We start from the raw sequence: 26,133 nt of genomic DNA, 5'->3' as shown, positions 1-26,133 counted from the left end.
GAATCGCCTTCGGCGATACCTTGCTGTTTTGCCACCTCATCAGTCAGCCTTCGGCTGCCAGCTTCCCCTCAAGGGGAAGCCAAACCCGAAAGCCGCCTTCCCCTTGAGGGGCCGAGCCGTGAAGAAAACTCCGGAGGCGTTTTTAGGCGAGGGCGAGATGGCAGGCGAGCAAGGAAAACGCGGTCGGAGACCGTCCGTCCTTGCAGGAAGGTGTCGGCGTCAGCCGACGGATGAGGTGACGCGGCCGCCAGGCCGCAGCAACAAGGCATCGGCCGCGGGCCGATTCCACACCATCCGCCGGAAGGCACTGGCACCACGTCCACATCCCGCGCCTCTTACAACGGCTGGTTGCCGTGGTGTTTGGTGGTCGGACGGTGGCGGCGCTTGGTCGAGAGCAGCTTGAGCGAGCGTTCGATCACGTCGCGCGTCTGTTCGGGGTCGATCATCGCGTCGATCTGTCCCATTTCGAGTGACAGGTTTGCGTTCACGGTGGTCCTTTCGTATTCGGCGGCGAGTTCGGCGCGCAGCGCGTCTACGTCGCGGCCGGCCTCCTTGGCTTTCTGCAGGTCCTTGCGGTGGATGATGTTCACGGCTCCGGTGGCACCGAGTACGGCGATCTGGGAGCTGGGCCACGCCACGTTCACGTCGGCGCCGATGGCCTTGGATCCCATCACGATGTATGCGCCGCCGAACGCCTTGCGCAGGATCACGGTGATCATGGGCACCTGCGCGTTGGCGTACGCGTAGATCACCTTGGCGCCGCGGCGGATGATGCCGGCGTGCTCCTGGTCGGCGCCCGGCTTGTATCCGGGGGTGTCCACGAGCGTGATGACGGGCAGGTTGAACGCGTCGCACAGTCGCACGAATCGTGCCACCTTCTCGCTGGCGTCCACGTCGAGGATGCCGGCGTTCACATTCGGCTGGTTCGCCACGATGCCGACCGGGCGGCCGTCCACGCACGCGAATCCGACGACGGCTGAGCGGGCGAACAGTTCATGCACCTGCACGAATTCGCCGTAGTCGACGATGCAGCGGATCACGTCGAGCACGTCGTACGGCTGACGGTCGTTGTCGGGCATGATCGTGGCGAGGCGCTTGGCGGCCTCCTGTTCGGCGCGGCCGGATGCGAACGCGTAGACGGGCGCCTGCTCGTCGCTGTTCGACGGCAGGTAGGCGAGCACGGTGCGCGCGTAGTCGATCGCGTCGGCCTCGTCCTCGCCGAGGTAGTGGGCCACGCCGGACTTGGCGTTGTGCACGTAGCCGCCGCCGAGCTCATCCATGCTGATTGTCTCGCCGGTGGCGGCCTTGACCACGTCGGGGCCGGTGACGAACATGTCGGAGTTCTCGCGGGTCATGATGATCAGGTCGGTGAGCGCCGGGCAGTAGACGGCGCCGCCGGCGCACGGGCCGAGGATAATCGAGATCTGCGGGATGAATCCGCTCGCCGCGCACGTCTTGCGGAAGATGTGACCGTACTGGGTGAGCGCGGCCACGCCCTCCTGAATGCGCGCACCGCCGGAGTCGATGAGCGCCACGACGGGGATCTTGAGGTCCATGGCCATGTCCATGAGATGGCAGATCTTACGGCCTTCGGCGGTGCCGAGCGTGCCGCCGCGCACGGAGAAGTCCTGCGCGTACACGGCCACCTTGCGGCCATACACGGTACCGAATCCGGTGATCACGGCCGAGCCGGCCTTGCCGTCGTTGATGTCGCCGCCGTTGAACCGTCCGATCTCCTCGAACGTATCGGAGTCGAACAGCAGGTCGAGGCGTTCTCGTGCCGTGTACTTGCCTTTGGCGTGCTGGCGTTTGACGGCCTTCTCCTCGGCGTCGCGCGCCAGCTGGGCGGCCCGCACGATGGTGGCGCGCATCGGCTGCGTCGACTGCGCCTGACGTGCGGGGGCGTCGATGCGCATTCCCATGACGTCGGTCATTTCACGTCCTCCTTCTTCGCGTCGTCGGACTGGGCGTTCGTCGGATTCGTCGTTTCGGAATTGCCGTCGGCAGCAGACTGACCGTCGGCGGACTGATCAGTGGCGTTGTCGTTCTTGCCGTCGGTCTTGTCGTTCTTGCCGCCGTTGATGTCGAGCGTGACGAGCGTTTCGCCCGCCTCCACGCCGTCGGCCGGCGAGACGAAGATCTTCGTCACCGTGCCTTTGACCGGCGCGTACACGTAGTTCTCCATCTTCATGGATTCGAGCACGACGAGCAGGTCGCCCTTGGCCACGGTCTGGCCCTCGGCCACGTTGATGCGCGTGACCACGGCCTGCATGGGCGAGGAGATCACGCCGGACGCGGCGCCGTCGTCACGCTTGTCACCGGTGTCGGCGTTGTGCAGACCCTGGCCGCGCAACGGCTGCGTGGGCCTGCGGTCGCCGCGACGGGCGCCCGCTCCCCCGCCCATGCCGGCCAGCATGGCCTCGGGCATGGTGAGCTTGACGCGCTTGTCGTCCACTTCGATCACGAACGTCTCGGCGGCCGGCATGCGACGTTCGGCGGCGTTCGGACCGGTGGTGCCGGACTGCGACGCCGGCTGGCCCACCACGGTGGCGTGCGGCGTCTTGTTGAGGTACGTGCGTTCCAGCCACTTGGTGGTCACGGAGAACGGGTGGTCCTCGGCGGTGAAGTCGGGGTTGGTGAAGATCTTCTGGAACAGGGTCTGCGGCGTGGGCACGCCCTCGATCTCCATCTCGCGCAGCGCGCGGCGCACGCGGGCCACGGCGGCGGCGCGGTTCTGCGCGGTGACGACCACCTTGCCCATCATGGAATCGAACTTCGGGGAGACGGTGTCGCCCTCCTCCACGCCGGAGTCGATGCGGATGCCGGGGCCGGACGGCCACGTGATCTTCTCGAGTGTGCCGGAGCTCGGCGTGAGGTTGGTGGCGGGGTCCTCGCACGTGATGCGCAGCTCGAAGCTGTGGCCGCGCGGGGCCGGCGCCGGGGTGAGTGTGCCGCCATCGGCGATGATGAGCTGTTCGCGCACCAGGTCGAGGCCGCTGACCTCCTCGCTCACCGTGTGCTCCACCTGCAGTCGCGGATTGACCTCGAGGAAGTACACCTTGCCGGACGGCGTGACCATGAACTCGCAGGTGCCCAGACCCACGTAGTCCACCTGATCGAACAGACGCTGCGAGAAGCCGACGAGCCGCTGCGTCACCTCGTCGGGCAGGAACGGCGCGGGCGCCTCCTCCACGAGCTTCTGGTTGCGGCGCTGCACCGAGCAGTCGCGCGTGGAGTACACGGTGAAGTTGCCGTGGCTGTCGCGACCGGACTGGGTCTCCACGTGGCGGGCGCGGTCCACGAACTTCTCGATGAAGTAGTCCTGCAGGTCGCCGCCCTGCAACGCATCGTGGTTCATGAAGAAGCGGCGCAGCTCGTCGTCGTTGTGCACCACGGTGATGCCATGGCCGCCACCGCCGTCGGCGCGCTTGAGCATCACCGGATAGCCGTGCGAGTTGGCGAAGTCGAGCAGTTCGCGCATGTCCTGCACCGGTTCGGACAGGCCGGGCACGGGCGGCACCTTGGCGGATTCGGCCACACGACGGGCGCTGATCTTGTCGCCTAGGTCGACCAGGGCCTTGGGATTCGGCCCCACCCACGTGACGCCGGCGTCGATCACCTTCTGCGCGAATCCGGGTACTTCGGACAGGAATCCGTAGCCGGGGTGCACGGCGTCCGCGCCGGAACGCTCCACGGTCTCCATGATCTTGTCCTCATTGAGATACGTGTCCTTGTAGGTGTCGCCGGACAGCAGGTACGCCTCATCGGCCATCTGCGCAGCCATGGATTCGCGATCCTGCTCGGCGTACACCACCACGGTGGCGATGCCCATCTCCTGAGCCGTGCGTACCACGCGCAGCGCGATCTCGCCACGGTTCGCTATCAGCAGCTTCTTCATGATTCCTTTCCACAACGTTGCGTTCGTTCATTCGTTGTACGTATCGTTTCCGGCCTGGGGCGGGGCTCCCCTCATGAGTGAGAGGAACTGTCTACCGCATGGCAGACTGAGGGGAGTTGACACGCGATATTCCCGATTCCGAGTTCAAGTTCAAGTTCGATCCGTCCGATCCCCGCGCATCACTCCACCCCCACATCCCCGGTGGTCACCGTGTGCAGGGTTCCGTCCGCGAGCCGGATGCTCAGCGAAGCGTCGGCGTTGATGGATTCGGCCGTGCCCTCCACCGTGCGCCCGCTCGCTGTACCGTCCGTGGCGAGGTGCGCGATCGCGTGCCGGCCGAGCGTCCAGCTGCGGTCGGCAACCTCGTCGCGAAGCCGTGCGGAGGCGCGTGCCGTGTCGTTCGCGAGCGCGGTCAAACGGATTCGCAACGACTTGGCGATGCCGTTCGCGATGGCGTTGCGTAGCGTCTCGTACGGCGGCAGATCGTTGATATCGTTAACGTGCAGATGCAGTGACGTGGATTGTTCAATCGGTAAACGATCCTTGGACACGAACAGGTTCATGCCGATGCCGAACACGATAATCGCCGTGTCTCCGCGCACCGCGGCCAGTTCGGCAAGGATGCCGCCCAGCTTCTTCCCGCCCAAAAACACATCGTTTGGCCACTTCAGCGAGAGCCCGTCATTGTTCCGACTCCCCTCATGAATGAGGGGAGCTGTCGGCGCAGCCGACTGAGGGGAGTTGATCCCCAGATCCCCCGCAGCGTCTTCCACGGCGTCGATGGCCGCGAGCCCCGCGGCCATCGTCATCCACCCTGAGCTTCCCCCATCGAGCAGCGCCTTGGGCACTGCCGTCACATACGAGCCGATGAACGACTCCCCCGGCTCGTTGTACCAGGCGCGGCCGAGCCGACCGCGTCCGACAGTCTGCGTATCCGCCAGCGCCACGCTCATTGGCAGCGAGTGCGCCGACGCGGGGTGGTGGTTCCCCTTCACACCGAACAATCCACGAACCACCTGCGCCACATCGGCGTCATCAGCGTCATCAGCCAGCTCGCTCAACGCGTCGCGCACGGCGGCCGTCGCGTACGTGTTCGTCGAGTCCACGCTCGTCAGCACGCGCACGGAGTCAAGATCGCCGAACGGCGCATCGTTGGAGGCCACCGCATCAGACACCGTCTCGTCACGGTCCGCAGCCGCATGGCCGGCGGTTTCACGATTCACGCAATTCACGCGATCGTGGCCACACTCCGCGCCGTTCCGCTGATCGGTCTGCTGCATACACGACTCCTTGATGACTGACGTCCGTGATTGGCGTCATCGACGATGGCGACATTCCGGCACACATCCCACTGCACCGGTGTTACCCACAACCTACCCGCGTACCCGTTGCGCACGAAAGACGGCAGCCGACAAAATTCCCGACGTGATTTTGTACGCTTTTACAAACCGTTCCGTAGCTTAGCTTTCTAGGATGGATGCCATACGCTAAACAATCGGCTTGATTTCAACGTTTTCAGGCCGCGTATGACGAGTGGGGACGTCAATCGATCTACGTTGCACGCCGCCATGATGGAAGGGATTTTGTATGAACGCACAACACCGCAACCAGACGTTGGGAACCGTGTCCAGGACCGCGGACACCACGCACGCACGTCGCCTGCTGGTCTCCGCAGGCAAGGCACTGCTGTTCGCCGGGCTGATGTGGGCTTCGGCCGCGGCCGGCGAGATCCCGGTGCCGGGCACTCCGGTGCCGATCACGCTGCAGACGTTCGTGGTAATGCTGGCCGCGCTCACGCTCACCTGGCGTGAGGCCGGCTCCTCGGTGGCGATGTATCTGGCCGCCGGAGCCGCGGGCATGCCGGTGTTCGCGGGCGGCGCCTCCACGGCCGCGCTGTTCGGCCCGAGCGCCGGATTCCTGATCGGATTCCTGCCTGGCGTGATCGTGGCGGCGATGCTGCGCGGCAAGGCACGCACCGGTTCGGCCGGCCAGCGTGCGCTCACCGCGCTGCGCTACTTCGGTGCAAGCCTCGCCGGCTGCGTGGTTGTGGTGTACGCGTTCGGCTTCGTAATCCAGTCCGCGCTGACCGGCGCCCCGCTCGGCGCCGTTGCGTTGGCATCGATGGGCTTCGTGGCCGGCGATCTGGTCAAGGCCGCCGTGGCCTCGCTCGCCTGTGCCGGCTTCTCCGGACTGATTCACCGCTGAGCCGCAGATTCGTTCGAATAGACGTCGAATAGACGAGAGCGGGCATATTCGTTCGTGTGAGGGGAGTTCCTTCACACGGATGGATATGCCCGCTTTTTGGTTTTAAGGGGTCGCTTGGGGTGTAATCCCTCCCTCAGTCAGGCTCCGCCTGACAGCTCCCTCCCACGGAGGGAGCACGTGGGAGCGTGGGCAGGCGTGGGATAATTCCGGTCTGGAGCTCGCGGGTTCGGGAGCACGTGGGTGCATGGGCAGACGAGGTGGTTGGAATGGGAGCCCTCCCTCAGTCCGACTTCGTCGGCCAGCTCCCTCCCCCGGAGGGAGCACGTGGGTGCATGGGCGCGCAGGATATCTTCTTCGTGCTCCCTCCCAGGGAGGGAGCTGTCGCGCCAAAGGCGCGACTGAGGGAGGGAACCCAAGCCCCCCCCCCACAATTCCATTCCACATCATCCCAGCGTGCTCCCTCCCTGGGAGGGAGCTGTCGGGCCGAAGGCACGACTGAGGGAGGGATTCCATACCTTCCACGCCCAACAATCCACAGACTTCACTGCATAATTCGCCCGCCCCAGCATCAACCACCCCAACCGGCAAATCCCCAGACCGGCAATTACGAGCCCGAACGTAGAATCGAGGGCGATGAAAGGCACTACACACAAGACTCAGGAAACAACGGCAGCCACTGCCGTCTCCCCCGACGCCGTCACCGGCAAAGATCGTGGTTTCTGGCGCATCGCGCGCTGGACACTGGCCGTGCTGGCATGCCTGTGGCTGGCGTTCTGTTCGGCGGTCGGTCCGATCTACCGCGCGGACGACACGATCGCGGACTTCTCCGTCTGGAACGCGCTGATCGGCGTGGTCATGTTCTACGTGTATCTCACGCTGGTGCACGCGCTCGCCATGCTCGGCGGCAAGCGATTCCGAGGCAAACAATCCACAGTCGAATCGCACAGCAACGGCGATAATCCCCAGACATATCCCGGCGATCCACAATCGGCATCGTCGTCTGCCGACGCGTCCGTATCCCCAACTGACGCGTCCACAGCCGGACGCTCCCGCGCAATCCCCAGCGTTGTGCACACCATCCACGACTTCAGTGGAAAGGTCGGCGGATTCCTACGCCGCGCGGTCCGCCCGGCGACCGACTTCATCACGAGGCACGAGCGCACCATCATACGCCATACCGACCGTACGAGTCGTATTTTCGCGGTGCTGATCGTCGGATGGGCGTGGTGCTATGTCACGCTGCTCAGCGCGTTCGGCGCGGACGTGTTCTCGCAGATCCGCGAATTCACGTCGTTCTGGGAGCAGACGCACGGCAACCCGCAGCCGTATCTCGACGGCACGCTCGTGGTCAACACGATCATGGACGTCTACCCGACTGCGCACTATCTGTGGCCGACCGACCCCACATTCCTCACGAACCAGCACAACATTCTGCTCACGCTGCTGTACGGCGGCATGGGGTATCTGAGCCACACGCTCACCGGCTCGCCCGACGCGGGACTGATCATCCTGTCCGGGATGCAGTTCGTGTTCGCTGCGTTCTGTTGCGCGGCCACGGCGAACCGATTCCTGAATCGACCGTTTGCTGGGGACAAGGCGGGCGCTCCCCTCAGTCCGGCAGGCGCCGGACAGCTCTCCTCAGCGAGGGGAGCCACCACGACAAGCGTCACCACCTCCGCAGCCACGCGCGTGATCGTGCTGGCGCTGTTGCTGGTCAATCCGATCGTGATCTTCAGCACGATCTCGCTGACCAAGTCGCCGCTGTTCGCATTCGCGTTCGTCTGGTGGTTCGGCGCGTTGTATGAACTGTACGCGACCTCGGGCAAGACGACGGCACCTTCCCCCGCATCAACCGATGCCAACGACAACACCACCCCCCGAACCCCGCGCCGCACCACCGTCGTCGCGCTCGCACTGAGCACACTGGTCATGCTGGCGAGCGCCAAGTACGGACTCTATATCGTGTTCCTGCAGCTCGTTCTCGCGCTGCTCGCCGACCGCAAACGCTGGCGCACGTACGCGGTCGCCCTGCTCATTCCGCTCATCGCGTTCCAGGGCATGATCACCGCACTCACCGCCACGAACACGATCATCGGCGGCGATCCGATCGAAAGCAAGGGCGTACAGTTGCAGCAGATCGGCCGCATCGCCCAGCGCGACCCCGACAGCATTCCCGCCAGCGCGCGCGAGAAGATCGAGCCGATCATCGATCTTGACGGCGCCGCCAAGGCCTACTTCCCGAACGACGCCGACCGTATGAAGTCGTCGGGCAGCGCCGAGGACAAGACGGTCGCGTACAAGTGGCGCACGGTCACGGCCAAGGATATGGAGAACTTCAACAGCGCCTGGCTGGAGATGGTCAAGGCGAGTCCGGTGGTCGCGATCGACGCGCTGCTCGCCAAATGCTACGGCTACTTCGACGTGTTCGACGTACCGTACGTGTCGGCGATCTACTACGTGAACAACGGCAAGGTGCAGAACGATACCACGATCATCAAGCACTGGTTCCACGGATGGCGTGACGCGGTGGCGTGGTTCGCGAACGGCTGGTCACACATTCCGGTGATCGGCTGGCCCGTGCACGGCAACTTCTGGACGATCCTCACGCTTGTGGTCGGCGCGACCGAGGTGGTGCGTCGCCGTTGGCGTGCACTCGCGTACCATTTGCCGATGCTGCTGCTCATGGGTGTGATGATCACCGCTCCGGCGAACGACTTCGACCGTCACATGCTCCCGCTGATCTTCTGCTTCGCCTTTCTGGCCCTCTGGTTCCGTCGCGACGCCCGTTCCGAGGACTGAACCGGCCGATCGTCATGCCGTTTCCGTTGAGCGAGTGATCTCCTGGCGGGAGCGGCATGACGATGCTGGCTCATATTGGCTCATATTGGCTCCGCTGGTTCACTGGCCACGCCGACTATGCTGGAACGTATGGCGTTTTCAGTTCGTTCCGCGTTTTCGCGAGGGAGTCGCAGCAAGCAGTCGGCGCAGGTGCCCGAACCGAAATCCGATGCCGACATCGACGTGACGGCAGACGGTGCAGCCGCAACGGATGGCGGCGAGATTCGGCACGGCGATAGTGCCGGCAATAGCGGCAAGACCGGCAGCGTCAAAACCAAGCGCGCCGCCGAACGACACAACCGCCGCATCATCGTCACCGAAGTCGTACCGCCGGCGGTCGAGATCGAGAAGGCCAAGGAGGCACGGGAGGCCGCCCGTGAAGCGCGTGAAGCGCATGCCTCAGCCGATTCCTCCACGCAGCCGCGACGCCGCCGGAAGACTGCGCCCACACGCACCACGCACGCCGACCCCACGCTGAGCACGCTGACCGACGCGCTGTCCGGAACGGGCGCGTTCGCCACCGACGTGCCCGACCACGCAACGCTGTCCGATCACACAATGCCGTCCGACCGCATGGCATCTGCCGGCAGTGCATCGTCCAGTGCATCGTCCGCCCATGCGATGCCGTCCGACGGTTCCGATCAGAACCGTTCCACGCAGACTGGTTCCACACCGACCGGCTCCGCACAGACCACACAGTCCAGACAGCCCATGCGCCGTTCCACCCGAACCGGCCGCAACGCACAGGGCCGCAACGCGTCGGTCGATCGTACTCAGTCCGCGCAGGAACAATCCACTCGTTCCACACGCGCCGCGCATGCCGAACAGGCTGCACAGTCCGCCCAGTCCGCACGCGCACGTTCGACGCGTCCCGCTCTGTCAGTTCATCAGCCGATCGCCACTCCCCCGACCGTGGCCGACGAGGCGGAACGTCTGATCGAGCGGTTCCGTCTGCAGAGGCCGCACACGCAGCCGCTCAACATGCCGCCCACGTTGCGCGAGATCGTGCGCGAGGCGGAGATCCATCTCAATACCGATCTGGCGTGGTATCGCGCGCTCAATGACGCCGACCGTCTGCAGCTGCGTGCGATCATCGAGACCGCCGTCGCGGATTTCGTCGACTGGTTCGCCAAGATCGACACGTCCGCGTTCTCCGACACGTTGATCCGCGAACGTCAGGCCACGCTGGGCGCCGCCGATGCGGCATCCACCGATGCGGCCACGTCCAGCGCAGCCGTATCCGGTACGTCACCGTCCGCTGCCACAGCACACCCCAACCATAAGTCAAACGATAAAACAAACAAATCCAGCAGCGCTGACACCACTACGGCAACTACCACGAACCCCAGTCGGCACAACGCCTCCGACGGTACGAACAGCACCTCTCCAAAGCCGTTCAATCCCGATACCATCGATGATGCGTTGCTGCATCCGTCCACCGATCACATCTTCTTCGTCGCGCCGCTCGAGTTCACCAAATCGATCACGCTGAACCAGACGGTGGAGCTCACGCGGTTCATCGTGGACGTGATGGAACGCAACGTCACGAGCATCGCAAAACCCGGCCGCGAGCAGGACATCCGCAACGCCATGCTCTACTATTCGCGCGAGGTGGCGTTCTCCGCGGCCACCGTGTACGCGTCGTCGGCGCAGGCGCGCGGCGACTGGGATGCCCGACTCGAGGCGCTCACCATCGCCGATCTGCTCGACGGCGTGACCAGCCATCAGGTGTCGTCGCGCATGAGTCTGCTCGGCTGGTCGAGCGAATTCCACTGTTTCGCCATGGCCGGGCACATGCACGACCATACCGGCGAGATCAGTCTGAGCATGGCGCATCGTCAGATTCGCGAAGCCGTGCGATCGCTCGGCGGCGAGTGCCTGATCGGTGAGCACGAAACGCTGATGGTCGCGCTGATCGACCCCCGTGACGGCGGCGAGCCGGAGGACTACTACCAGGCGGTGGCGGACTATTTCACCGACGATTCGCCGGTGAGCATCGGGCCCATGCGCGAGGGATTGGATGGCGCCGCGTACACGCTGCGTGCGGCGGTGAACAGTCACCGTGCGTCACGCTGCCTGACCGATCTGCCGCGACCGTTGCGCAGCGACGACGTGCTGCCCGAGCGCGCACTGCTCGGCGACGCCGACGCCCGACGCGAACTGTACGACAACGTGTACAGCGTGCTGCGCGGCGACGACACCACGAATCCGCTGCTGCTGACGCTGTCCACGTTCCTGCGGTCCGGCAATTCGCTCGACGCCACGGCGCGCGAGCTCAACGTGCATCCGAACACCGTGCGATACCGGCTCAAGCGGTCGGTGGAGGTGACGGGCTGGGATCCGATGAATCCGCGCGAGGCGTACGTGCTGCTCACCGCCATCAAGATCGGCCTCATGCTCGACGACTAGGGGCGGGGTCGATTATGGTTTCGGTGCCCATTCGGTTCCTATCTGACGCAAGCATGCGTCAAACAAGCACCGAACAGGCACGATAGCGTCTTATTCGACGCAGCCATGCGCCGAATGGGAATCGGATAGGTCCTTCTGCGGCCTATCCGACACAAGCGTGCGTCAAACAAGCATTCAGTAGCAATCCCGCCACAGCAAATACCGCGCACACATGCACGCATATACGAAAGGGCCCCGGAACGTGACGAATCACAGTTCCGGGGCCCTTCCCGTTGCAATCTTTGCTTGTCAAAAGCTGGAGCGGTACCGCCGCGATGTCAGCAGGCCGACAATGCCGACCGACCACCCATCCGCGGCGATCCCACCGGAGTCACCGAAATCAGACGGTGGCCACGTCCACCGGCACGCCGGGGTTCATGGTGGAGCTGATGGTGACCTTGGTGATGTAGCGGCCCTTCACCGTGGACGGCTTGAGACGCTTGATCTCGTCGGCGACGGCCTTGAAGTTCTCGTCGAGAGCCTTCTCGTCGAAGGAGAGCTTGCCCACGAGGAAGCTCAGGTTGCCGTGCTTGTCCACGCGGAAGTCGACCTTACCACCCTTGATGTCCTTGATGGCCTTGGTCACGTCCATGGTCACGGTGCCGGTCTTGGGGTTCGGCATCAGGCCACGGGGACCGAGGATACGGCCCAGACGGCCGACCTTGCCCATCATGTCCGGAGTGGCGACCACGGCGTCGAAGTCGAGGAAGCCGCCCTGAACCTTGGCGATCAGGTCGTCATCACCGACGATGTCGGCGCCGGCCTCGGTGGCCTCGGTGGCCTTCGGGCCACGGGCGAACACGAGCACCTTGGCGGTCTTACCGGTGCCGTTCGGCAGGTTCACGGAACCGCGAACCAGCTGATCGGCCTTGCGGGGATCCACATTCAGGCGGTACACGGCCTCGACGGTCTGGTCGAAGTTGTACTCGGGCATGCTCTTGAGCAGGGCGATGGCCTCGTTGGGGGTGTACAGGTTGCTGCTATCGATCTTCTCGGCAGCGGCGCGGTACTTCTTGGAACGCTTTACCATGTGTCCTTCTCCTCTCAGTCCGTAACCGTGATGCCCATGGAACGGGCAGTGCCTTCGATGATCTTCATGCCGGCCTCGATGTCACGGGCGGACAGGTCTTCCATCTTGATCTCGGCGATCTCGCGGACCTGAGCCTTGGTGACGGAACCGACCTTGTGGGTCAGCGGGTTCTCGGTGCCCTTCTCAATACCAGCGGCCTTCTTCAGCAGAGCGGCGGCCGGCGGGGTCTTCAGGATGAAGGTGAAGGAGCGGTCTTCGTAGACGGTGATCTCGACAGGGATGACCTGACCCATCTTGTCCTGCGTCTGGGCGTTGTACGCCTTGCAGAAGTCCATGATGTTCACGCCATGGGAACCCAGAGCCGGGCCCAGCGGCGGGGCCGGGTTGGCCTTGCCGGCCTGGATCTGGAGCTTGATCAGCGCCGTGACCTTCTTTTTAGGAGCCATTGTATGGTTCTTCTTTCTGTGAAGCGGTCAGACGGAACCCCAGTCACGGCATATTGACGACGGCGCGCGCAATCGTACCCGTCCGCATTCGCGTTCGAATTCGATGACATACGACGTTCGGCATGATGCCGCGGAGGTTTTCCTCCCGCAACCGATTGTTGCTATGTGCTGTGCTAGCGGGTCAGACCCTCCAGACACAAGCTTTCCTATTATGCACAGTGCCCCGGACAAACCAGTTGTCCGGGGCACTGTGAAATGCGGGGTGTTGCGAAGTCACCTCATCCGTCGGCTTCGCCGACACCTTCCCCTCAAGGGGAAGGCAGCATTTACCAAGTAAGCCTCAAAGCAATCACTTGCCTTCCCCTTGAGGGGAAGGTGGCACGCGAAGCGTGACGGATGAGGTGACCGCCCGCCGCAGCGAAAACGCCGCACGCTACGGCATTGCGGTCAGTATCGCAGTCCGAATCCGTACTCGTAGTAGTTGCCGGCGGCGTCGCGGTAGGCGTAGGCCTTGCCGTTCTCGTCCTTCATCGACGCGGGCATGAACTTGTCCTTGTCGTATCCGGGCACGTCGTTGGGGCTCACGCACACGCCGTCCGCGTTCACGGCGATCACGGAATCGTCCTTGGGCAGCGTGATCGGCAGGCAGCCGACGGCCGGGTGACGGCCGACGATCACGTCCACGCACGCCTTGGTGTACGTGTCGTAGCCGGCCACGAGCGCGTCGACGTGACGTTCGATGTTGCCGGGCATCCACGCGAGCGAGAAGTTGAGCGACGCGATCACCTTGCCGCCATGCGCGTGCACGGCGTCGGCGATCTCGGCGATGCGGCCCACGCCGTACAGCGTGGTCTCCTCATGCGTGCCGTCCTTGGACGGGCGGCCTTCCGGATCGGTGTCGCACACGGTCTTGTTCTCGCACACGTCGAGCTCGAGATAGCCCTTGGTGGCGCTGAAGTAGTTGCCGGAACGCGGGTCGGCATAGATCAGCGCGTAATCGGCGGCAGCCGGATCGTCGGTGAGCGTCAACCCGAAGTCGGATTCCAGCATGGCGCGCAGCGACGCGGTGCTCTTCTCGCCGGTCTCCTTGTCTTTGCCGAACGCCTCGGCGTACACCAGACGGCCGGCGGTCTTCTCCTTGTCGAGCGGCAGCGTACGATCGGCGTTCTTGAGCAGCGTCACGGAGTCGCAGTGCACCTCGTAGGCCTCATCCCAGTCGTCCTGCGTGCGGACCACGGCTTCGGCGGCGGCCGGATCGCGGTACGGGTTGTCGAACAGGCCGAGCGTGAACTTCTCGGTCAGCGTACGCGTGACCGCACGGTCGAGCGCCTCGTCGCCGAGCGTGACCTGCTCTCGCGTGTAGCCGGCCGGCACGTCATGCGTGTCGTAGTAGTCGTTGTGCGCACGCTCCCACGCCTCCTTGGCCTCGGTGACGCTGAACGCGCCGGAGATCACGTCCACGCCGTTGTTCACGGCGAGCGCCACACGTTCGGGCACGGACAGTTCCTTCACGCCCCACGCCATCATGTGCGTGATGCCGGAGTCGGAGTTGACGTAGCCCTTGAAGCCCATCTGGCCGCGCAGCAGTCGCTGGATGAAGAACTCGTTGAACGCGAATCCGACGGGCTGCCAGTCGATCGGCTTGCCGTTGAGATCGTACTGTTCGGCGCTCTTTTCCTTGCACGGCTTGGCGTAGTACGGCATGATCGACGCCGCGTTGCGCGCCACGGCCACCTTGAACGCGGGCAGATGGTACTTCTCAAGGCTGCCTTCGGTCTGATAGACGTTCCACTGACCTTCGGCGTAGTGCGGGTCAAAGCCGTTCTCACGCGCGCCGCCGCCGGGGAAGTGCTTGACGGTCATGGCCACGCCGTCGCGGGTGAGTTCGTCGCCGCCCTGGATGGCGGGGATCAGATGGTCGAAGATCTCACTGTTGAGCTTCGGGTTCTCGCCGAACGTGCCGTAGGTGCGCTGCCAGCGCGGGTCGGTCATGGTGTCGGCCATGTACATGTAGCCCTTCTTCATGCCGACGGCGTCCCATTCGCGACGGATGATCCTGCCGAAGCGGTCGATCACGCCCATGTCGCCGGTGCCGATCACGGCGGCCGCGATGCCGAGCGTGCCGGGCCAGGTGGCGAACACGCCCTGCGCCTCGTTCATGCCGAACACGGCCTCGCCGTTCTCGTTGCGGGAGTTGCTGAGCACCTGCACGGGCACGCCATGCTCGGTGTCCTCGGCCACGGCGTTGAGCTGGTTGATCCAGTCGACGAGTTCGCGCGTGGTCGGGTTGGCGCGCAGGATCAGGTTGCGCAGCTTGAGCGTCTGCAGGGAGTACTTGGTGCCCCACGTCTTTTCGGCACTGAAGATGGAGTCGGCCTCCTCGACGATCTGCTCGCTGAGCAGACCGGTCTCGTCGCGCTCCTCACCCTCCTTGAGTTCCTGACCCATGCGCCAGGAGTTGGTGAAGATCATGCCGATCTTCTCGTCGACGGTGAGTTCCTTGATCAGGGATGCGGCGCGTTCGGCCGGTGACTTGCGCCAGTCCTTGTAGTCGTCGAGTTTGCCGGATCCGTCGAGATCCTTGAAGTACAGACCGTCCTGTTCGATGACGGGCTTGCTGACGACGCCGATGACGGGGCCGCCGTCCGGGTTCTCGTAGTATTTGACGATGTCGCTTGCCTTCGTTGCCGTTGTCATATGATCGTCCATCCTTTCGATGAGCCGACGCCCCCATTGGCGTCGCACCCCTGCCTCCCATTCTGCCCGACGGGCGGCGCGGACGGTTTTTGTTCCCACGTTTTTCCATGTGTGGGAGGTGATTGAGGCGTATTGCGAAATCACCTCATCCGTCGTGCATCCGCACGACACCTTCCCCTCGAGGGGAAGGCGACCAGCATGCTCAGCAAGCTTAACGGCAACCACCCGCCTTCCCCTTGAGGGGAAGGTGGCAGCCGAAGGCTGACGGATGAGGTGCCTCGCAATACGGCCTTACCCCCGCACTTTCCCGAAACGCAAAAAGCCGCTCCGAAGAGCGGCTTAAGACTTGGTATGGCGATCGAACGATCCCGCAGATCCTTACTGGATCTTCTCCACCTGGTTGAAGTCGAGTTCCATCGGCGTATCGCGGCCGAAGATGGACACCAGCACGGTGAGCTTCTGCGTGGCGGGCGACACCTCGGAGATCACACCAGACATGCTGGCGAACGGGCCGCTGTTCACGGTGACGGTCTCGCCGACCGAGTAGACCACCTCGACCGTGCGCTTGCGGGCGGCGGCGGGCTTGTCGCCGGCGGCCTTGAGCGCCTCGGAGGTGATCATCGGGGACATCATGGACACGACTTCCTTGCGGGTGAGCGGAGCCGGATCCTTGGTCGGGCCGACGAAGCCGGTCACGGCCTCGGTCTCGCGCACGATGCGGCGGGCTTCCTCATCGTCGGTCATACGGATGAGCACGTAGCCGGGGATGCGCACCTGGGTGACGATCTTCTTGCCCTTGGAAGTGTGCTTCTCCACCTCTTCCATCGGCACCTCGCACTGGAAGATCTGGTCTTCCAGACCGAAGGAGGCCACGCGGGACTCGATGTTGGCCTTCACGCGCTTCTCGTAGCCGGAGTAGGTGTGCAGCACGTACCACTTGCCGGGCAGGGTGCGCAGCTGGCGTTCGAACTCCTTGACGGCGCGCTCGCCGGGGTCGGCGGCTTCGTCATCGTCGGAGGAGTCATCGGAATCGGAGGCAGCGTCCTCAGCCGGAGCGTCGGCTTCAGCGGTCTCGTCGGACTCGACCTCGTCGGCGTCTTCCGCGTCGGCGGTCTCAGCGTCAGCATTGTCGACGTCGGCGTTGTCGGTCTCGGTGGTCTCGACAGCCTCGGTCTCGGTGGCCTCGGCCGGAGCGGCTTCCTCCACGGGGGCCTCCACGGCCTCGTCGTTCACATCAAGTTCATCAGTCATAACAGGCATCCTTTAGGAATTCAAGAATTCAGTATGATATCCAGCGTCGATTCTACAGAAGCCGCAAACGATACGACAGGGAATCAGCCGAAGATGAGCATCACAAGCTTGCCCAGTCCGAAATCAAGACCGGTAACCAGAAGCATCAGGAAGATGACGAAAATGAACACGGCAATGGACCACAGCACCAGCTCCTTGCGGGTGGGGGTGACAACCTTGCGGAGCTCGTCAATGATCTGCTTGATGAACAGGCCAATACGCATGAAGACGTTGGGCTTCACCACTTTCGCTTCAGCGTTCGATTTCTTAGCCATGATCACCCTCACTGGTTGTTGCAACCGTTGTTCATCTCTAGCAGGGAAGGCGGGACTCGAACCCACAACCTACGGTTTTGGAGACCGTTGCGCTACCAATTGCGCCACTTCCCTAAGTAACCTCGCCTATCATACACACACCCGCGAACAGGAGGTGCTAGGCAGGCGGCGAACCGCCAAGAGGACATAGTAGCGGCTTTTGCGTATGAAGTCCAGCCGCCGCGGATTTTTCTTGAGAAACCCACGAAAACCGCGGCGAGTCGCGCATCCGGAACAGGGATTGCCGCAGGGGATGCCAACCATCAGAACAGCAAATCCATCAGAACGCAAAATGGACGTAATCGTTCATGATGACACCATCACCGGTTCGTTCATGAACGACTACGCCCATTTTCCCTTTTAAGATCGTCTTGCGCGATCGGATCAGGCGGCGACCCAGTCCTGGAAGCGCTTCATGCCTTCGGCGAGCTGATCGTCGGCGAGCGCGTACGAGAAGCGCAGGTAGCCGGGGGCGCCGAACGCCTCACCCGGAACGGCGGCGATGTGCGCCTCGTCGAGCAGCAGCGCGGCGAGTTCGGACGACGTGGCGGGCACGGATCCGTTGGGGCCGAGCGGCTTGCCGAGCAGTGCCTCGACGTTCGGGAACGCGTAGAACGCGCCGGTGGGCGTGGGGCAGTCCACGCCGGGGATCTCGTTGAGTGCGGCCACGATGGCGCGGCGACGCTTGTCGAACGCCTCACGCATCACGTGCACCTCGTCGAGCGGACCGGCCACGGCGGCGAGCGCGGCGCGCTGCGACACGTTGGCCACGTTGGACGTCATGTGTCCGGAGAGCTTGGCGGCGGCCTTGGCCACGGGTTCGGGGGCGATGAGCCAGCCGACGCGCCAGCCGGTCATGGCGTAGGTCTTGGCCACGCCGTTGAGCACGATGAGCTGGTTGCGCACTTCGGGAACCACGGCGCCCACGAAGGTGGTCTTGGCGCCGTCATAGTTGAGGTGCTCGTAGATCTCGTCGGAGATGACCCACAGGTGGTTGGCCACGGCCCATTCGCCGATGGCGCGCACGGTCTCCTCGGGCCAGACGGCGCCGGTGGGGTTGGACGGGGAGTTGAGCACGATGGCCTTGGTGCGCTCGGTGCGGGCGGCCTCGAGCTGTTCCACGGTGGGGGTGAAGTTCTGGTCGGAGCCGGAGAAGACCTCGACGGGCGTGCCGCCGGCGAGCTTGACGACTTCGGGGTACGACGTCCAGAACGGCGCGGGGATGATCACTTCGTCGCCGTCGTTGAGCAGCACCTGGAACGTTTCGTAGACGGCCTGCTTGCCGCCGTTGGTCACGACCACCTGGCTGGCGTCCACGGCGTAGCCGGAGTCGCGCAGCGTCTTGTCGGCGATGGCCTGACGCAGTTCGGGCAGGCCTGCGGTGGGCGTGTAGCGGTGGTTCTTGGGATCGCGGCACGCTTCGGCGGCCACGTTCACGATGTATTCGGGGGTGGGGAAATTCGGCTCGCCGGCACCGAATCCGATCACGTCCACGCCCGCGGCCTTGAGGGCCTTGGCCTTGCCGTCCACCGCGAGGGTGGCGGAGGGGGAAACGGAGTTGATTCGGTCGCTAAGGGTCTGCCATGCTTCGAGTTCAGCCATGATTTCCAGCCTATAACCAGACGGCGAAAAACAACACCCTTTTCCCCAGTGTTTTCCCCTGTGCTTTCCCGGTGCGCTCACGCCGGGAAGGAGCGCAGAGGAGTTGAGAATCAGCCCGCGGACCGATGGCGGAGACCGCGGCGTCGTTCTACTCTGGAATTCAGGAGAAGAGAACAGGAGGAGTTCATGTCAAAACGTCGAAATTCCGGCAATCCCGTCGGATCCCCTCAGCATGCGAGCAGTCTCGGCCGTCATGCGGGCGCACGCAGCCGCAGCGCCTCGATCGTGATTCTGATCGTGGCGGCTCTGGTGATCGTGCTGAGCATCGCGATGGGCGTGAACGCGTTGCGTGCGCAGACGCCGTCATCACGCGCGACCGAGCCGGGCGCGGCCGGCGCACCGCCGTCGTCCGTGAGTGCGCCGGCGAGCAAGTCCGCGGTGCCGTCGGCCGATCCGGGCGACATCGTGATGGGCGTGAATGGCGACGAGAACACGATCGTGCTCAAGGGCGAGCAGTATCTGGAGGCGGGCGCGCACGCAAGTGAGCCGACGGACGGCGTGCTCAACGATCGCATCCGCACGTCGGGCACGGTCGACACGTCCACGCCCGGCGACTACACGATCACGTACAGCGTGTCCGATTCGTCGGGCCATGCGGCGCACATCGACCGCACGGTGCATGTGGTCGATTCGATGGACACGCAGTCGGGCGGCGTGCCAGTGCTCATGTATCACTACGTGTATTCGGCGGATGCCGCGCCCGACCATCTCGACGCGAACTATCTGTTGGATTCCAAGCTCGAGGAGCAGCTGAACTATCTGTCGACGAACGACTTCTACTATCCGTCGTGGCAGGAGGTGGCCGCGTATGTGGCGGGCACGCATTCGCTGCCGCGGCACAGCGTGGTGCTCACGTTCGACGACGGCGAGGAGGGGTTCCTCCACTATGGCGTGCCGCTGCTGGCGAAGTATAAGGTGCCGGCCACGTCGTTCATCATCGCCAGTGACGCGGATGCCGCACAGAAGGCGACGGCGAACGCGAACGAGTTCGTGCAGTTCCAGTCGCATTCGTACGACATGCATCGTGCGGGCGGCACGGTGGGCCATGGCGGGCGGATCAGCGCGATGACGCATGACGAGATCGTCGACGATCTGACGAGGTCCGCGCAGATCGTGGGTGCGAACCAGGCGTTCGCCTATCCGTTCGGCGATACGACCGACGATGCGAAGGCCGCGGTGCGCGACGCCGGTTTCCTGTGCGCGTTCACCACGACGTACGGCCGCGCCAAGACCGGCGACGATCCGATGGCCCTGCCGCGAGTGCGCGTAAGCGCCGAGGAATCCCTAGCCAGCTTCGAAGCCTCGGTGCAGTAGCGCCCGTCCCCCATCCCACCTGGCTTCCCCTTGAGGGGCCGAGCCGTGAAGAAAACGCCAGAGGCGTTTTCAGGCGAGGGCGGGCCGACAGGCACGCAGGAAAGACGCGGGCGTAGCCGACTGATGAGGTGACGCGGCCATTGGCCGCCGACAACATCGCATCGCCTTCGTCGATACCACTTTTCTTCGGCCTACGGCCGATTTCCCACCTCATCAGTCAGTCTTCGACTGCCAGCTTCCCCTCAAGGGGAAGCCGGCAAAAACCTCATCATCCCAAACAGGAGACCGAAGGCCCTACTGATTCGGCGCAGGACGCGCGCGGATTCCGCGCGGTGGACGGCGAGGGCGTATATCAATACGTCGAGTCGGCCACCGTGCGGAAGACGCGCCGCCTCCGCCGAATCAGACATCAGTCGATGGAATCGTTCTTGGAGGTGTGATAGCCGAGCTCCGCGCTGATGCGGGCGGCGGCGTCCACCACCACCGGGCCGAGGGCCTTCATGCGTTTGGGCGGCATGAACGGGAGGGCGGCGGAGACGGAGATGGCGGCGACGGTCTTGCCGCGGCCGTCGCGCACGGGGGCGGAGACGCAGCGCACGCCGGGCTCGTTTTCCTCGAGGTCGTAGGCGAAGCCCTGCTTGGCGAATTTGGCCATGGCGGCGGAGAAGGCGGATTCGTCGGCGTAGTCGTGTTCGGGGTCGCGGCCGGTGAGGTTGCGGTCCTGCACGTATTGGCCGCGCCAGCGTTCGGGTGAGTCGATGAGCAGCGCCTTGCCGATGCCGGTGTAGGTGAGCGGCATGCGGGCGCCGATCCACGAGCGGATCTCGATGCCGCGCGTGCCGTGGATCTTGTCGAGGTAGAGCGCCATGCCGGAGTCTTCGACGGCGAGGTGCACGGTGTCTTTGGCCTGCTGGGCGAGGTCGACGAGGATGGGGTGGGCGATGGTCTGCAGAGAGACGCTGTCGAGCGCCTGGAAGCCGAGTTCGATGAGCGCGGGGCCGAGCTGCAGGCTGCCGTCGGCGTTTTCGCGTAGGAATCGTTCGACGCGCAGGGCCTGGATGAGCCGGTGGGCGGTGCTGCGGCTCAGTCCGGTCGCCTCCACCACCGATCGCAGCGACGATGCGCCGGCCGCCACGGCCCGGACGACCATGATGCCGTGGATCAGCGTGCGGGTGCCGGTGGGCGCCGCGGTCTGCGCTTCGGTGCGCACTGTGTTCTCTGCCATAACGTTCAACCTTAGTCGATGGATTGCGCCGTCCGCCGACGGTATTCGACGGCAGTCAGCGGTGGGACTCGTCGGAAATGCGATAGGCCGCCCACCCCGAGGAGCAGGCGGCCTATCGGTCAGCAACAGCGGAAAGGAAAGTAGATGAATGCGGACCGGACTGCCGTTCAGCCCTTGTACTGGGCGATGTCGGCGGTCAGCGCACGCACGTAGAGGTCGGTGTCACCGGCCACGGCCACGAAGGTGGCACCCCACTCGTAGAACTTCTCCACGGTCGGACGGTCGAACGCGAGGGAGCCGATGGCCTTGCCGTGGGCCTTGATCACATCGAACGCGTGGTGGATCTGGTCCATGATGGCCGCGGCGTCGTCCGGGTGGCCGAGCGATGCGGACAGGTCGGCGGGTCCGATGAAGATGCCGTCGATGCCGTCCACGGAGGCGATCTCCTCGATGTTGTCGAGCGCCTCCTGGGATTCGACCTGCACGAGCAGGCAGATCTCGTTCTTGGCGTCGCGCATGTAGTGGGGGATGCGACCCCAGCGGCCGGAGCGCGCGATCGGCGAGCCAACGCCGCGGATGCCTTCGGGGGCGTAGTTCACGGCCTTGACCATGAGCTCGGCCTCTTCCTTGGTGTTGACCATGGGCAGCAGCAGCGTCTGGGCGCCGAGATCGAGCACCTGCTTGATGAGCACAGGGTCGGCGGCGGCGGGACGCACGATGGGCGTGACGTCGTACGGGGCGACGGCGCGCAGCACGTCGAGAATGGTGTTGAGATCGTACGGGCCGTGCTCGCCGTCGACGAGCATCCAGTCGTAGCCGGCGTCGGCGGAGATCTCGGCGATGGTCGGCGAGGCGGAGGCCATCCACAGGCCGTACTGCGGCTTGCCTTCCTTGATGGCCTGCTTGAACGCGTTATGGGGTAGAGATGTCATTGAAAGTCCTTGGTGGTGAGTGCCGTAGCCCATCGGTCTCCTTTGGCGTCAGTCATGCGGCATGGCGACGCGCGGTGCGGCCGGACGTCGCGGAAGTAAAAGGTACGGGTATGCCTCGAGGGCGGCCGGTCGGTGGTCGACCGGTCACCCTCGGACTCGGATCAGTGCTCGAACGGACGCTCGAGCGGGCAGTCGCGGTTGAGTTCGACGCCGAAGCCGGGCTTGTCGAGCTCTTCAGCGGTGATGACGCCGTCGTGCGGGACCGGCTCGTCGATCAGGACCGGGTCGAACTGCGGACGGACGTAGTCGGCGTGCGGCGAGGTCATGAGCATCTCGCTGAACGGCGTGTTGGTGAACGTGATGACCGCGTGGTGCGAGTACACGGAGGAGCCGTGGGGCACCACGAGCTGGCCGCGGGACTTGGCCACGGCCGCGATCTCGCACAGCGAGGTCACGCCACCGCACCAGCCGACATCGGGCTGCAGGATGTCCACGCCGGCCTCGGAGAGCTCCTTGAAGCCCTCGAGCGTGCCGGTGTGCTCGCCGGTGGTCATGAGCATGCCCTTCGGCATGTTCTTCTTGAGCTCACGGTAGGACTCGATCTGCTGGGGCGGGAAGCACTCCTCCAGCCACTTCAGCTTGTAGGGGGCGGCAGCGTGCGCCAGCTTGGTGGCGTAGTTGACGTCCTGGCTCATCCAGCAGTCGAACATCAGCCAGAAGTTGTCGCCGACGCGCTCGCGCATCTCCTTGAGGGTGGCAATGTCCTTGGCGATGCCTTCATCGCCGTCGGCCGGGCCCCAGTGGGTCGGCATCTTGCCGCCGATGAAGCCCATCTTCTGGGCCAGATCCGGACGTGCGCCGGTGGCGTAGAAGTGGATTTCGTCGCGCACGGCGCCGCCGAGCAGCTTGTAGACGGGGAGCTTGACGACCTTGCCGTAGAGGTCCCAGAGGGCCAGATCAACGCAGGAGATCGTGTTGATCACCACGCCGCCGCCACCGGAGTAGTACTGGGTGGCGTTGAGCATCTGGTCGTGGATCAGCTTGATCTGGTCCACACGCTTGCCCTCGACGAAGCGGGACAGGTGGTGCTCGACGATGAAGCAGCCGACCGTTCCGGCGGTGGAGATGGCGAAGCCGGTGGTGCCGTCGGAGGCCTCGACCTCCACGACGAGCGTGCCGAGCACGTTGATGCCGAAGGACTGACGGGACTGCTTGTACTCCTCGTACTTGCTCATCGGCGTCGCGATATGATCGTCGATCCAGTGGTCCTTGCCCTGATCGTGGTAGTCACCGCCGCCCTGGCCGTGCACCTTGGCCGCGGCGCCGCCCATGCTGTACGCGCGGATGTGCGTGATCGTGGGCAGCTTCAGTGATGGAGCTAATGCCATAATGCCTGTCCTTGTTTCGTTCCGAACTGATGTTCCGAGTTATGGAGTCTCTTCGTGACGCTTCGTTGCATCGATACCGCGATGTTGCGGCGTCTTGAATTGACGACATTCGTCACTGTACCAGCTATGAAACGGCATCCCTATATTTGGGATATTGTGATGTCATCGATGACATTTTCTATGGATTTTCCTGAACTGCCGTCCCTATATCTGGGATTGCCGCGTATTTCTGCATATACTATGCGATGAGTACAGGAATCGGACAACGTAGTCGACACAACAACTCGGCGAATAATCAACGGAGAATTCCCAACCATGACCGCTAATTCCTACAACTTCACCGGCAAAGTCGTCATCGTCACCGGCGGTGGCACCGGCATCGGACGCGCCATCACCCGCGGCTTCCTCGACAACGGCGCCACCGTCGTAGCCGTCGGCCTGCGCCAGGCCCCGCTCGAAGAGACCGTCGCCGGCTACGAGAACGGCCACATCCACATCACCGACGTCTCCAAGCATGACCAGGTCCACGACCTCGTCCAGGACGTCGTCAACGAATTCGGCCACCTCGACGTCGTCGTCTCCAACGCTGGCATCTTCGAAGGCGGCGAGATCGAAAACGTCTCCGACGAAGTCTGGCACAAGCTCTTCTCCGTCAACATGGACGGCCTCTTCTACCTCACCAAGGAAGCCCTCCCCTACCTCAAGGAAACCAAGGGCAACATCGTCGTCGACACCTCCGTCTCCGGCCTCTACGGCGACTGGGGCCAGACCGCCTACAACTCCACCAAGCACGCCATGAACGGCTTCGTCCGCTGCGTCGCCCTCGACTACGGCCAGTACGGCGTCCGCATCAACGCCTTCGCCCCCGCCTTCATCGAAACCGACATCAACAAGGAAGTCTGGACCGACCCCGAACGCCTCAAGCCCTACATCGAACGCGTCGCCCTCGGCCGCACCGGCAAGCCCGAAGACTGCGCCGACCTCGCCCTCTTCCTCGCCTCCGACGGCGCCTCCTACCTCACCGGCCTCGTCGTCCCCGTCGACGGCGGCACCACCGCAGCCACCGGTCAGGGACGCAATAACTACGAAAACGACACCCGCTCCGTACTGTGATTTGTGGTGATGGAGCGTCTTCGTCGTTGCCGAAGACTCGACGTACCTTTGTACGCCTTCGCCTTCGGCGCCTAGAAGCCGCACGCATCACCACAAATCACCACGTGACCTGAGTGGGTTCGCTCCATCGTGCTCCCTCCGAGGGAGGGAGCTGTCACGCGAACGCGTGACTGAGGGAGGGATAACAGGCCGACAGCCCCACCCCCTCTCCGCCACGCATGACACGCACCCACCATCAGCTCCCTCGCCAGAGGGAGCTTTTTTCATCACCACCGACCAGTCCCAATCCAAGGAGCACAACCAATGACGCTTGGCGAGGATTACCAGCAGCCGGTCCCCGGCCGCATGTACACCATCATTCCCGAAACGCCGGAGCACGAAGCCGCGCCCCGACCGTTCATCGACACCCACGTGCACCTCATGCACACCGACCTCTACTCCTGGTTCAACCCATCCAAGGCCCTCACCTTCGAAGGTCCATGGGATCCGCTGTTCCAGGCCGGCGACTACGTGGCACCCGACCTGCTCGACGAGGTGCACGGCAGCAACATCAGCGTGGTCGGCGCCGTACACGTGCAGGCCAACGCCGACGATCCTGTCGCCGAGATCGCCGACGTAGAACAGCAGAGCAAGGAAACCGGCCTGCCGATCATGATCGTCGGCGGCGGCGATCTGTCCGCACCCGACTTCACCGAAACACTCGAACGCGAACTCGACTACCCGCACCTGCGCGGCGTACGACAGAACCTCAACATGCATCCGCACCCGCTCTATCAGTACGTCAACATGTCGTACATGGACGATCCGGAATGGCTGAACGGACTCGACCTGCTCGCCAAGCACGACCTCAGCTTCGACATGCAGCTGTACCCCACGCAGTTCGCGCGCGCATGCGAGGTGATCGACGCGCATCCGAACACGCTGTTCATCATCAACCACATGGGCATGTGGGCCGACCGCGATCTGGCCGGCTGGCAGCTGTGGAAGAACGGCCTGTACGAGCTCGGCAAGCGCGACAACTGCGTGATCAAGATCTCCGGTCAGCCGTCGATGGACCACTACTGGACTATCGAGAGCATCAAGCCGGGCATCTACACGGCACTCGACGCGTTCGGCATCGACAAGACCATGTTCGCGTCGAACTTCCCCGTCGACAAACTGCACTGCTCATACCTGGACCTGGTGCACGCCTACTCGCGCTGCGTGGAAACCCTCTCCCCCAGCGAGCAGGACGCGCTGTTCATCAACAACGCCAAGAAGTACTACCGCTTCTAAACCTCCATCCCCCTATGTTCTCCCTCCCCGGGAGGGAGATGTCATGGCATGTGCCATG

General features: G+C 64.0%; 18 protein-coding genes and 1 tRNA gene. 6 read left to right on the top strand and 13 right to left on the bottom strand.

The window, feature by feature from the left end; all coding sequences use genetic code 11:
- Positions 1 to 335 precede the first annotated feature (335 nt).
- The 3 genes from Tam10B_RS07360 to Tam10B_RS07350 form a co-directional block, all read right to left on the bottom strand.
- Complete coding sequence (locus tag Tam10B_RS07360) at positions 336 to 1,934, bottom strand: acyl-CoA carboxylase subunit beta (RefSeq protein ID WP_093960601.1); 1,599 nt, start codon at positions 1,932 to 1,934, stop codon at positions 336 to 338.
- A complete protein-coding gene (locus Tam10B_RS07355; RefSeq protein ID WP_093960600.1) occupies positions 1,931 to 3,898 on the bottom strand; it encodes an ATP-binding protein in 1,968 nt (655 codons plus the stop codon). Before Tam10B_RS07355 ends, Tam10B_RS07360 begins: the two co-directional genes overlap by 4 nt.
- Positions 3,899 to 4,077: 179 nt before the next feature.
- A complete protein-coding gene (locus Tam10B_RS07350; RefSeq protein WP_093960599.1) occupies positions 4,078 to 5,178 on the bottom strand; it encodes a biotin--[acetyl-CoA-carboxylase] ligase in 1,101 nt (366 codons plus the stop codon).
- Positions 5,179 to 5,485: 307 nt separating this feature from the next.
- On the opposite strand from Tam10B_RS07350, the gene Tam10B_RS07345 reads away from it, so the two are divergent.
- From Tam10B_RS07345 to Tam10B_RS13560, 3 genes are all read left to right on the top strand, one after another.
- Positions 5,486 to 6,103 carry a biotin transporter BioY gene (locus Tam10B_RS07345; RefSeq protein WP_093960598.1) on the top strand — a complete coding sequence of 206 codons (618 nt, stop codon included), beginning with the start codon at positions 5,486 to 5,488 and terminating at the stop codon, positions 6,101 to 6,103.
- Between the two features lie 633 nt (positions 6,104 to 6,736).
- Complete coding sequence (locus Tam10B_RS07340) at positions 6,737 to 8,902, top strand: DUF6020 family protein (protein ID WP_233133643.1); 2,166 nt, start codon at positions 6,737 to 6,739, stop codon at positions 8,900 to 8,902.
- Positions 8,903 to 9,031: 129 nt separating this feature from the next.
- Positions 9,032 to 11,350: a PucR family transcriptional regulator gene (locus tag Tam10B_RS13560; RefSeq protein WP_158214159.1), complete on the top strand. Its 2,319-nt coding sequence runs from the start codon at positions 9,032 to 9,034 to the stop codon at positions 11,348 to 11,350.
- 379 nt (positions 11,351 to 11,729) lie between these two features.
- Here Tam10B_RS13560 and rplA read toward each other — a convergent pair whose 3' ends face one another.
- The 7 genes from rplA to Tam10B_RS07300 form a co-directional block, all read right to left on the bottom strand.
- A complete protein-coding gene (gene rplA, locus Tam10B_RS07330; protein WP_093960596.1) occupies positions 11,730 to 12,419 on the bottom strand; it encodes a 50S ribosomal protein L1 in 690 nt (229 codons plus the stop codon).
- A gap of 14 nt (positions 12,420 to 12,433) precedes the next feature.
- Positions 12,434 to 12,865 (bottom strand): 50S ribosomal protein L11, encoded by a 432-nt coding sequence (gene rplK / locus Tam10B_RS07325; protein ID WP_093960595.1) that lies wholly within the window; start codon positions 12,863 to 12,865, stop codon positions 12,434 to 12,436.
- A 447-nt stretch (positions 12,866 to 13,312) separates the two neighbouring features.
- Complete coding sequence (locus Tam10B_RS07320) at positions 13,313 to 15,562, bottom strand: glycoside hydrolase family 3 protein (protein ID WP_093960594.1); 2,250 nt, start codon at positions 15,560 to 15,562, stop codon at positions 13,313 to 13,315.
- Positions 15,563 to 15,940: 378 nt separating this feature from the next.
- Complete coding sequence (gene nusG, locus Tam10B_RS07315; RefSeq protein ID WP_093960593.1) at positions 15,941 to 16,813, bottom strand: transcription termination/antitermination protein NusG; 873 nt, start codon at positions 16,811 to 16,813, stop codon at positions 15,941 to 15,943.
- A gap of 83 nt (positions 16,814 to 16,896) precedes the next feature.
- Entirely contained in the window at positions 16,897 to 17,127 is a 231-nt protein-coding gene (gene secE, locus Tam10B_RS07310) for a preprotein translocase subunit SecE (protein ID WP_093960592.1), read from the bottom strand.
- Positions 17,128 to 17,168: 41 nt separating this feature from the next.
- Positions 17,169 to 17,241: transfer RNA gene (locus Tam10B_RS07305), tRNA-Trp, on the bottom strand.
- Positions 17,242 to 17,550: 309 nt separating this feature from the next.
- On the bottom strand, positions 17,551 to 18,768 hold the full coding sequence (locus Tam10B_RS07300) for a pyridoxal phosphate-dependent aminotransferase (protein ID WP_093960591.1): 1,218 nt from the start codon (positions 18,766 to 18,768) through the stop codon (positions 17,551 to 17,553).
- Positions 18,769 to 18,954: 186 nt separating this feature from the next.
- Between Tam10B_RS07300 and Tam10B_RS07295 the strand changes: the two genes are divergently transcribed.
- On the top strand, positions 18,955 to 20,142 hold the full coding sequence (locus Tam10B_RS07295) for a polysaccharide deacetylase family protein (RefSeq protein ID WP_198947555.1): 1,188 nt from the start codon (positions 18,955 to 18,957) through the stop codon (positions 20,140 to 20,142).
- Between the two features lie 409 nt (positions 20,143 to 20,551).
- Here the strand turns inward: Tam10B_RS07295 and Tam10B_RS07290 are convergent, their stop codons facing one another.
- The 3 genes from Tam10B_RS07290 to rhmD form a co-directional block, all read right to left on the bottom strand.
- Positions 20,552 to 21,367, bottom strand: coding sequence for an IclR family transcriptional regulator (locus tag Tam10B_RS07290; protein WP_093960590.1), 816 nt, complete (start codon positions 21,365 to 21,367; stop codon positions 20,552 to 20,554).
- A gap of 167 nt (positions 21,368 to 21,534) precedes the next feature.
- The gene (locus Tam10B_RS07285) at positions 21,535 to 22,299 is read right to left on the bottom strand and encodes an HpcH/HpaI aldolase family protein (RefSeq protein ID WP_093960589.1); all 765 of its coding nucleotides are present in this window, start codon (positions 22,297 to 22,299) and stop codon (positions 21,535 to 21,537) included.
- A gap of 161 nt (positions 22,300 to 22,460) precedes the next feature.
- On the bottom strand, positions 22,461 to 23,687 hold the full coding sequence (gene rhmD, locus Tam10B_RS07280) for an L-rhamnonate dehydratase (protein WP_198947554.1): 1,227 nt from the start codon (positions 23,685 to 23,687) through the stop codon (positions 22,461 to 22,463).
- Positions 23,688 to 24,002: 315 nt separating this feature from the next.
- Here rhmD and Tam10B_RS07275 point away from each other — a divergent pair, with 315 nt between their 5' ends.
- Positions 24,003 to 24,800, top strand: a complete 798-nt coding sequence (locus Tam10B_RS07275; protein ID WP_093960588.1) for an SDR family NAD(P)-dependent oxidoreductase — start codon at positions 24,003 to 24,005, stop codon at positions 24,798 to 24,800.
- A gap of 303 nt (positions 24,801 to 25,103) precedes the next feature.
- Complete coding sequence (locus Tam10B_RS07270) at positions 25,104 to 26,075, top strand: amidohydrolase family protein (protein WP_093960587.1); 972 nt, start codon at positions 25,104 to 25,106, stop codon at positions 26,073 to 26,075.
- The last annotated feature ends 58 nt before the right edge of the window (positions 26,076 to 26,133 follow it).

It is taken from the genome of Bifidobacterium vansinderenii, from assembly GCF_002234915.1.
Classification (GTDB): Bacteria; Actinomycetota; Actinomycetes; order Actinomycetales; family Bifidobacteriaceae; genus Galliscardovia; species Galliscardovia vansinderenii.
This window is presented reverse-complemented; position numbering and strand designations above follow the sequence as displayed.

What these genes read in the sequence shown, in the direction of transcription:
- Tam10B_RS07360 (WP_093960601.1), bottom strand. Translation starts at nt 1,934, where the DNA reads ATGACCGACGTCATGGGAATGCGCATCGACGCCCCCGCACGTCAGGCG.
- Tam10B_RS07355 (WP_093960600.1), bottom strand. Translation starts at nt 3,898, where the DNA reads ATGAAGAAGCTGCTGATAGCGAACCGTGGCGAGATCGCGCTGCGCGTG.
- Tam10B_RS07350 (WP_093960599.1), bottom strand. Translation starts at nt 5,178, where the DNA reads ATGCAGCAGACCGATCAGCGGAACGGCGCGGAGTGTGGCCACGATCGC.
- Tam10B_RS07345 (WP_093960598.1), top strand. Translation starts at nt 5,486, where the DNA reads ATGAACGCACAACACCGCAACCAGACGTTGGGAACCGTGTCCAGGACC.
- Tam10B_RS07340 (WP_233133643.1), top strand. Translation starts at nt 6,737, where the DNA reads ATGAAAGGCACTACACACAAGACTCAGGAAACAACGGCAGCCACTGCC.
- Tam10B_RS13560 (WP_158214159.1), top strand. Translation starts at nt 9,032, where the DNA reads ATGGCGTTTTCAGTTCGTTCCGCGTTTTCGCGAGGGAGTCGCAGCAAG.
- rplA (WP_093960596.1), bottom strand. Translation starts at nt 12,419, where the DNA reads ATGGTAAAGCGTTCCAAGAAGTACCGCGCCGCTGCCGAGAAGATCGAT.
- rplK (WP_093960595.1), bottom strand. Translation starts at nt 12,865, where the DNA reads ATGGCTCCTAAAAAGAAGGTCACGGCGCTGATCAAGCTCCAGATCCAG.
- Tam10B_RS07320 (WP_093960594.1), bottom strand. Translation starts at nt 15,562, where the DNA reads ATGACAACGGCAACGAAGGCAAGCGACATCGTCAAATACTACGAGAAC.
- nusG (WP_093960593.1), bottom strand. Translation starts at nt 16,813, where the DNA reads ATGACTGATGAACTTGATGTGAACGACGAGGCCGTGGAGGCCCCCGTG.
- secE (WP_093960592.1), bottom strand. Translation starts at nt 17,127, where the DNA reads ATGGCTAAGAAATCGAACGCTGAAGCGAAAGTGGTGAAGCCCAACGTC.
- Tam10B_RS07300 (WP_093960591.1), bottom strand. Translation starts at nt 18,768, where the DNA reads ATGGCTGAACTCGAAGCATGGCAGACCCTTAGCGACCGAATCAACTCC.
- Tam10B_RS07295 (WP_198947555.1), top strand. Translation starts at nt 18,955, where the DNA reads ATGTCAAAACGTCGAAATTCCGGCAATCCCGTCGGATCCCCTCAGCAT.
- Tam10B_RS07290 (WP_093960590.1), bottom strand. Translation starts at nt 21,367, where the DNA reads ATGGCAGAGAACACAGTGCGCACCGAAGCGCAGACCGCGGCGCCCACC.
- Tam10B_RS07285 (WP_093960589.1), bottom strand. Translation starts at nt 22,299, where the DNA reads ATGACATCTCTACCCCATAACGCGTTCAAGCAGGCCATCAAGGAAGGC.
- rhmD (WP_198947554.1), bottom strand. Translation starts at nt 23,687, where the DNA reads ATGGCATTAGCTCCATCACTGAAGCTGCCCACGATCACGCACATCCGC.
- Tam10B_RS07275 (WP_093960588.1), top strand. Translation starts at nt 24,003, where the DNA reads ATGACCGCTAATTCCTACAACTTCACCGGCAAAGTCGTCATCGTCACC.
- Tam10B_RS07270 (WP_093960587.1), top strand. Translation starts at nt 25,104, where the DNA reads ATGACGCTTGGCGAGGATTACCAGCAGCCGGTCCCCGGCCGCATGTAC.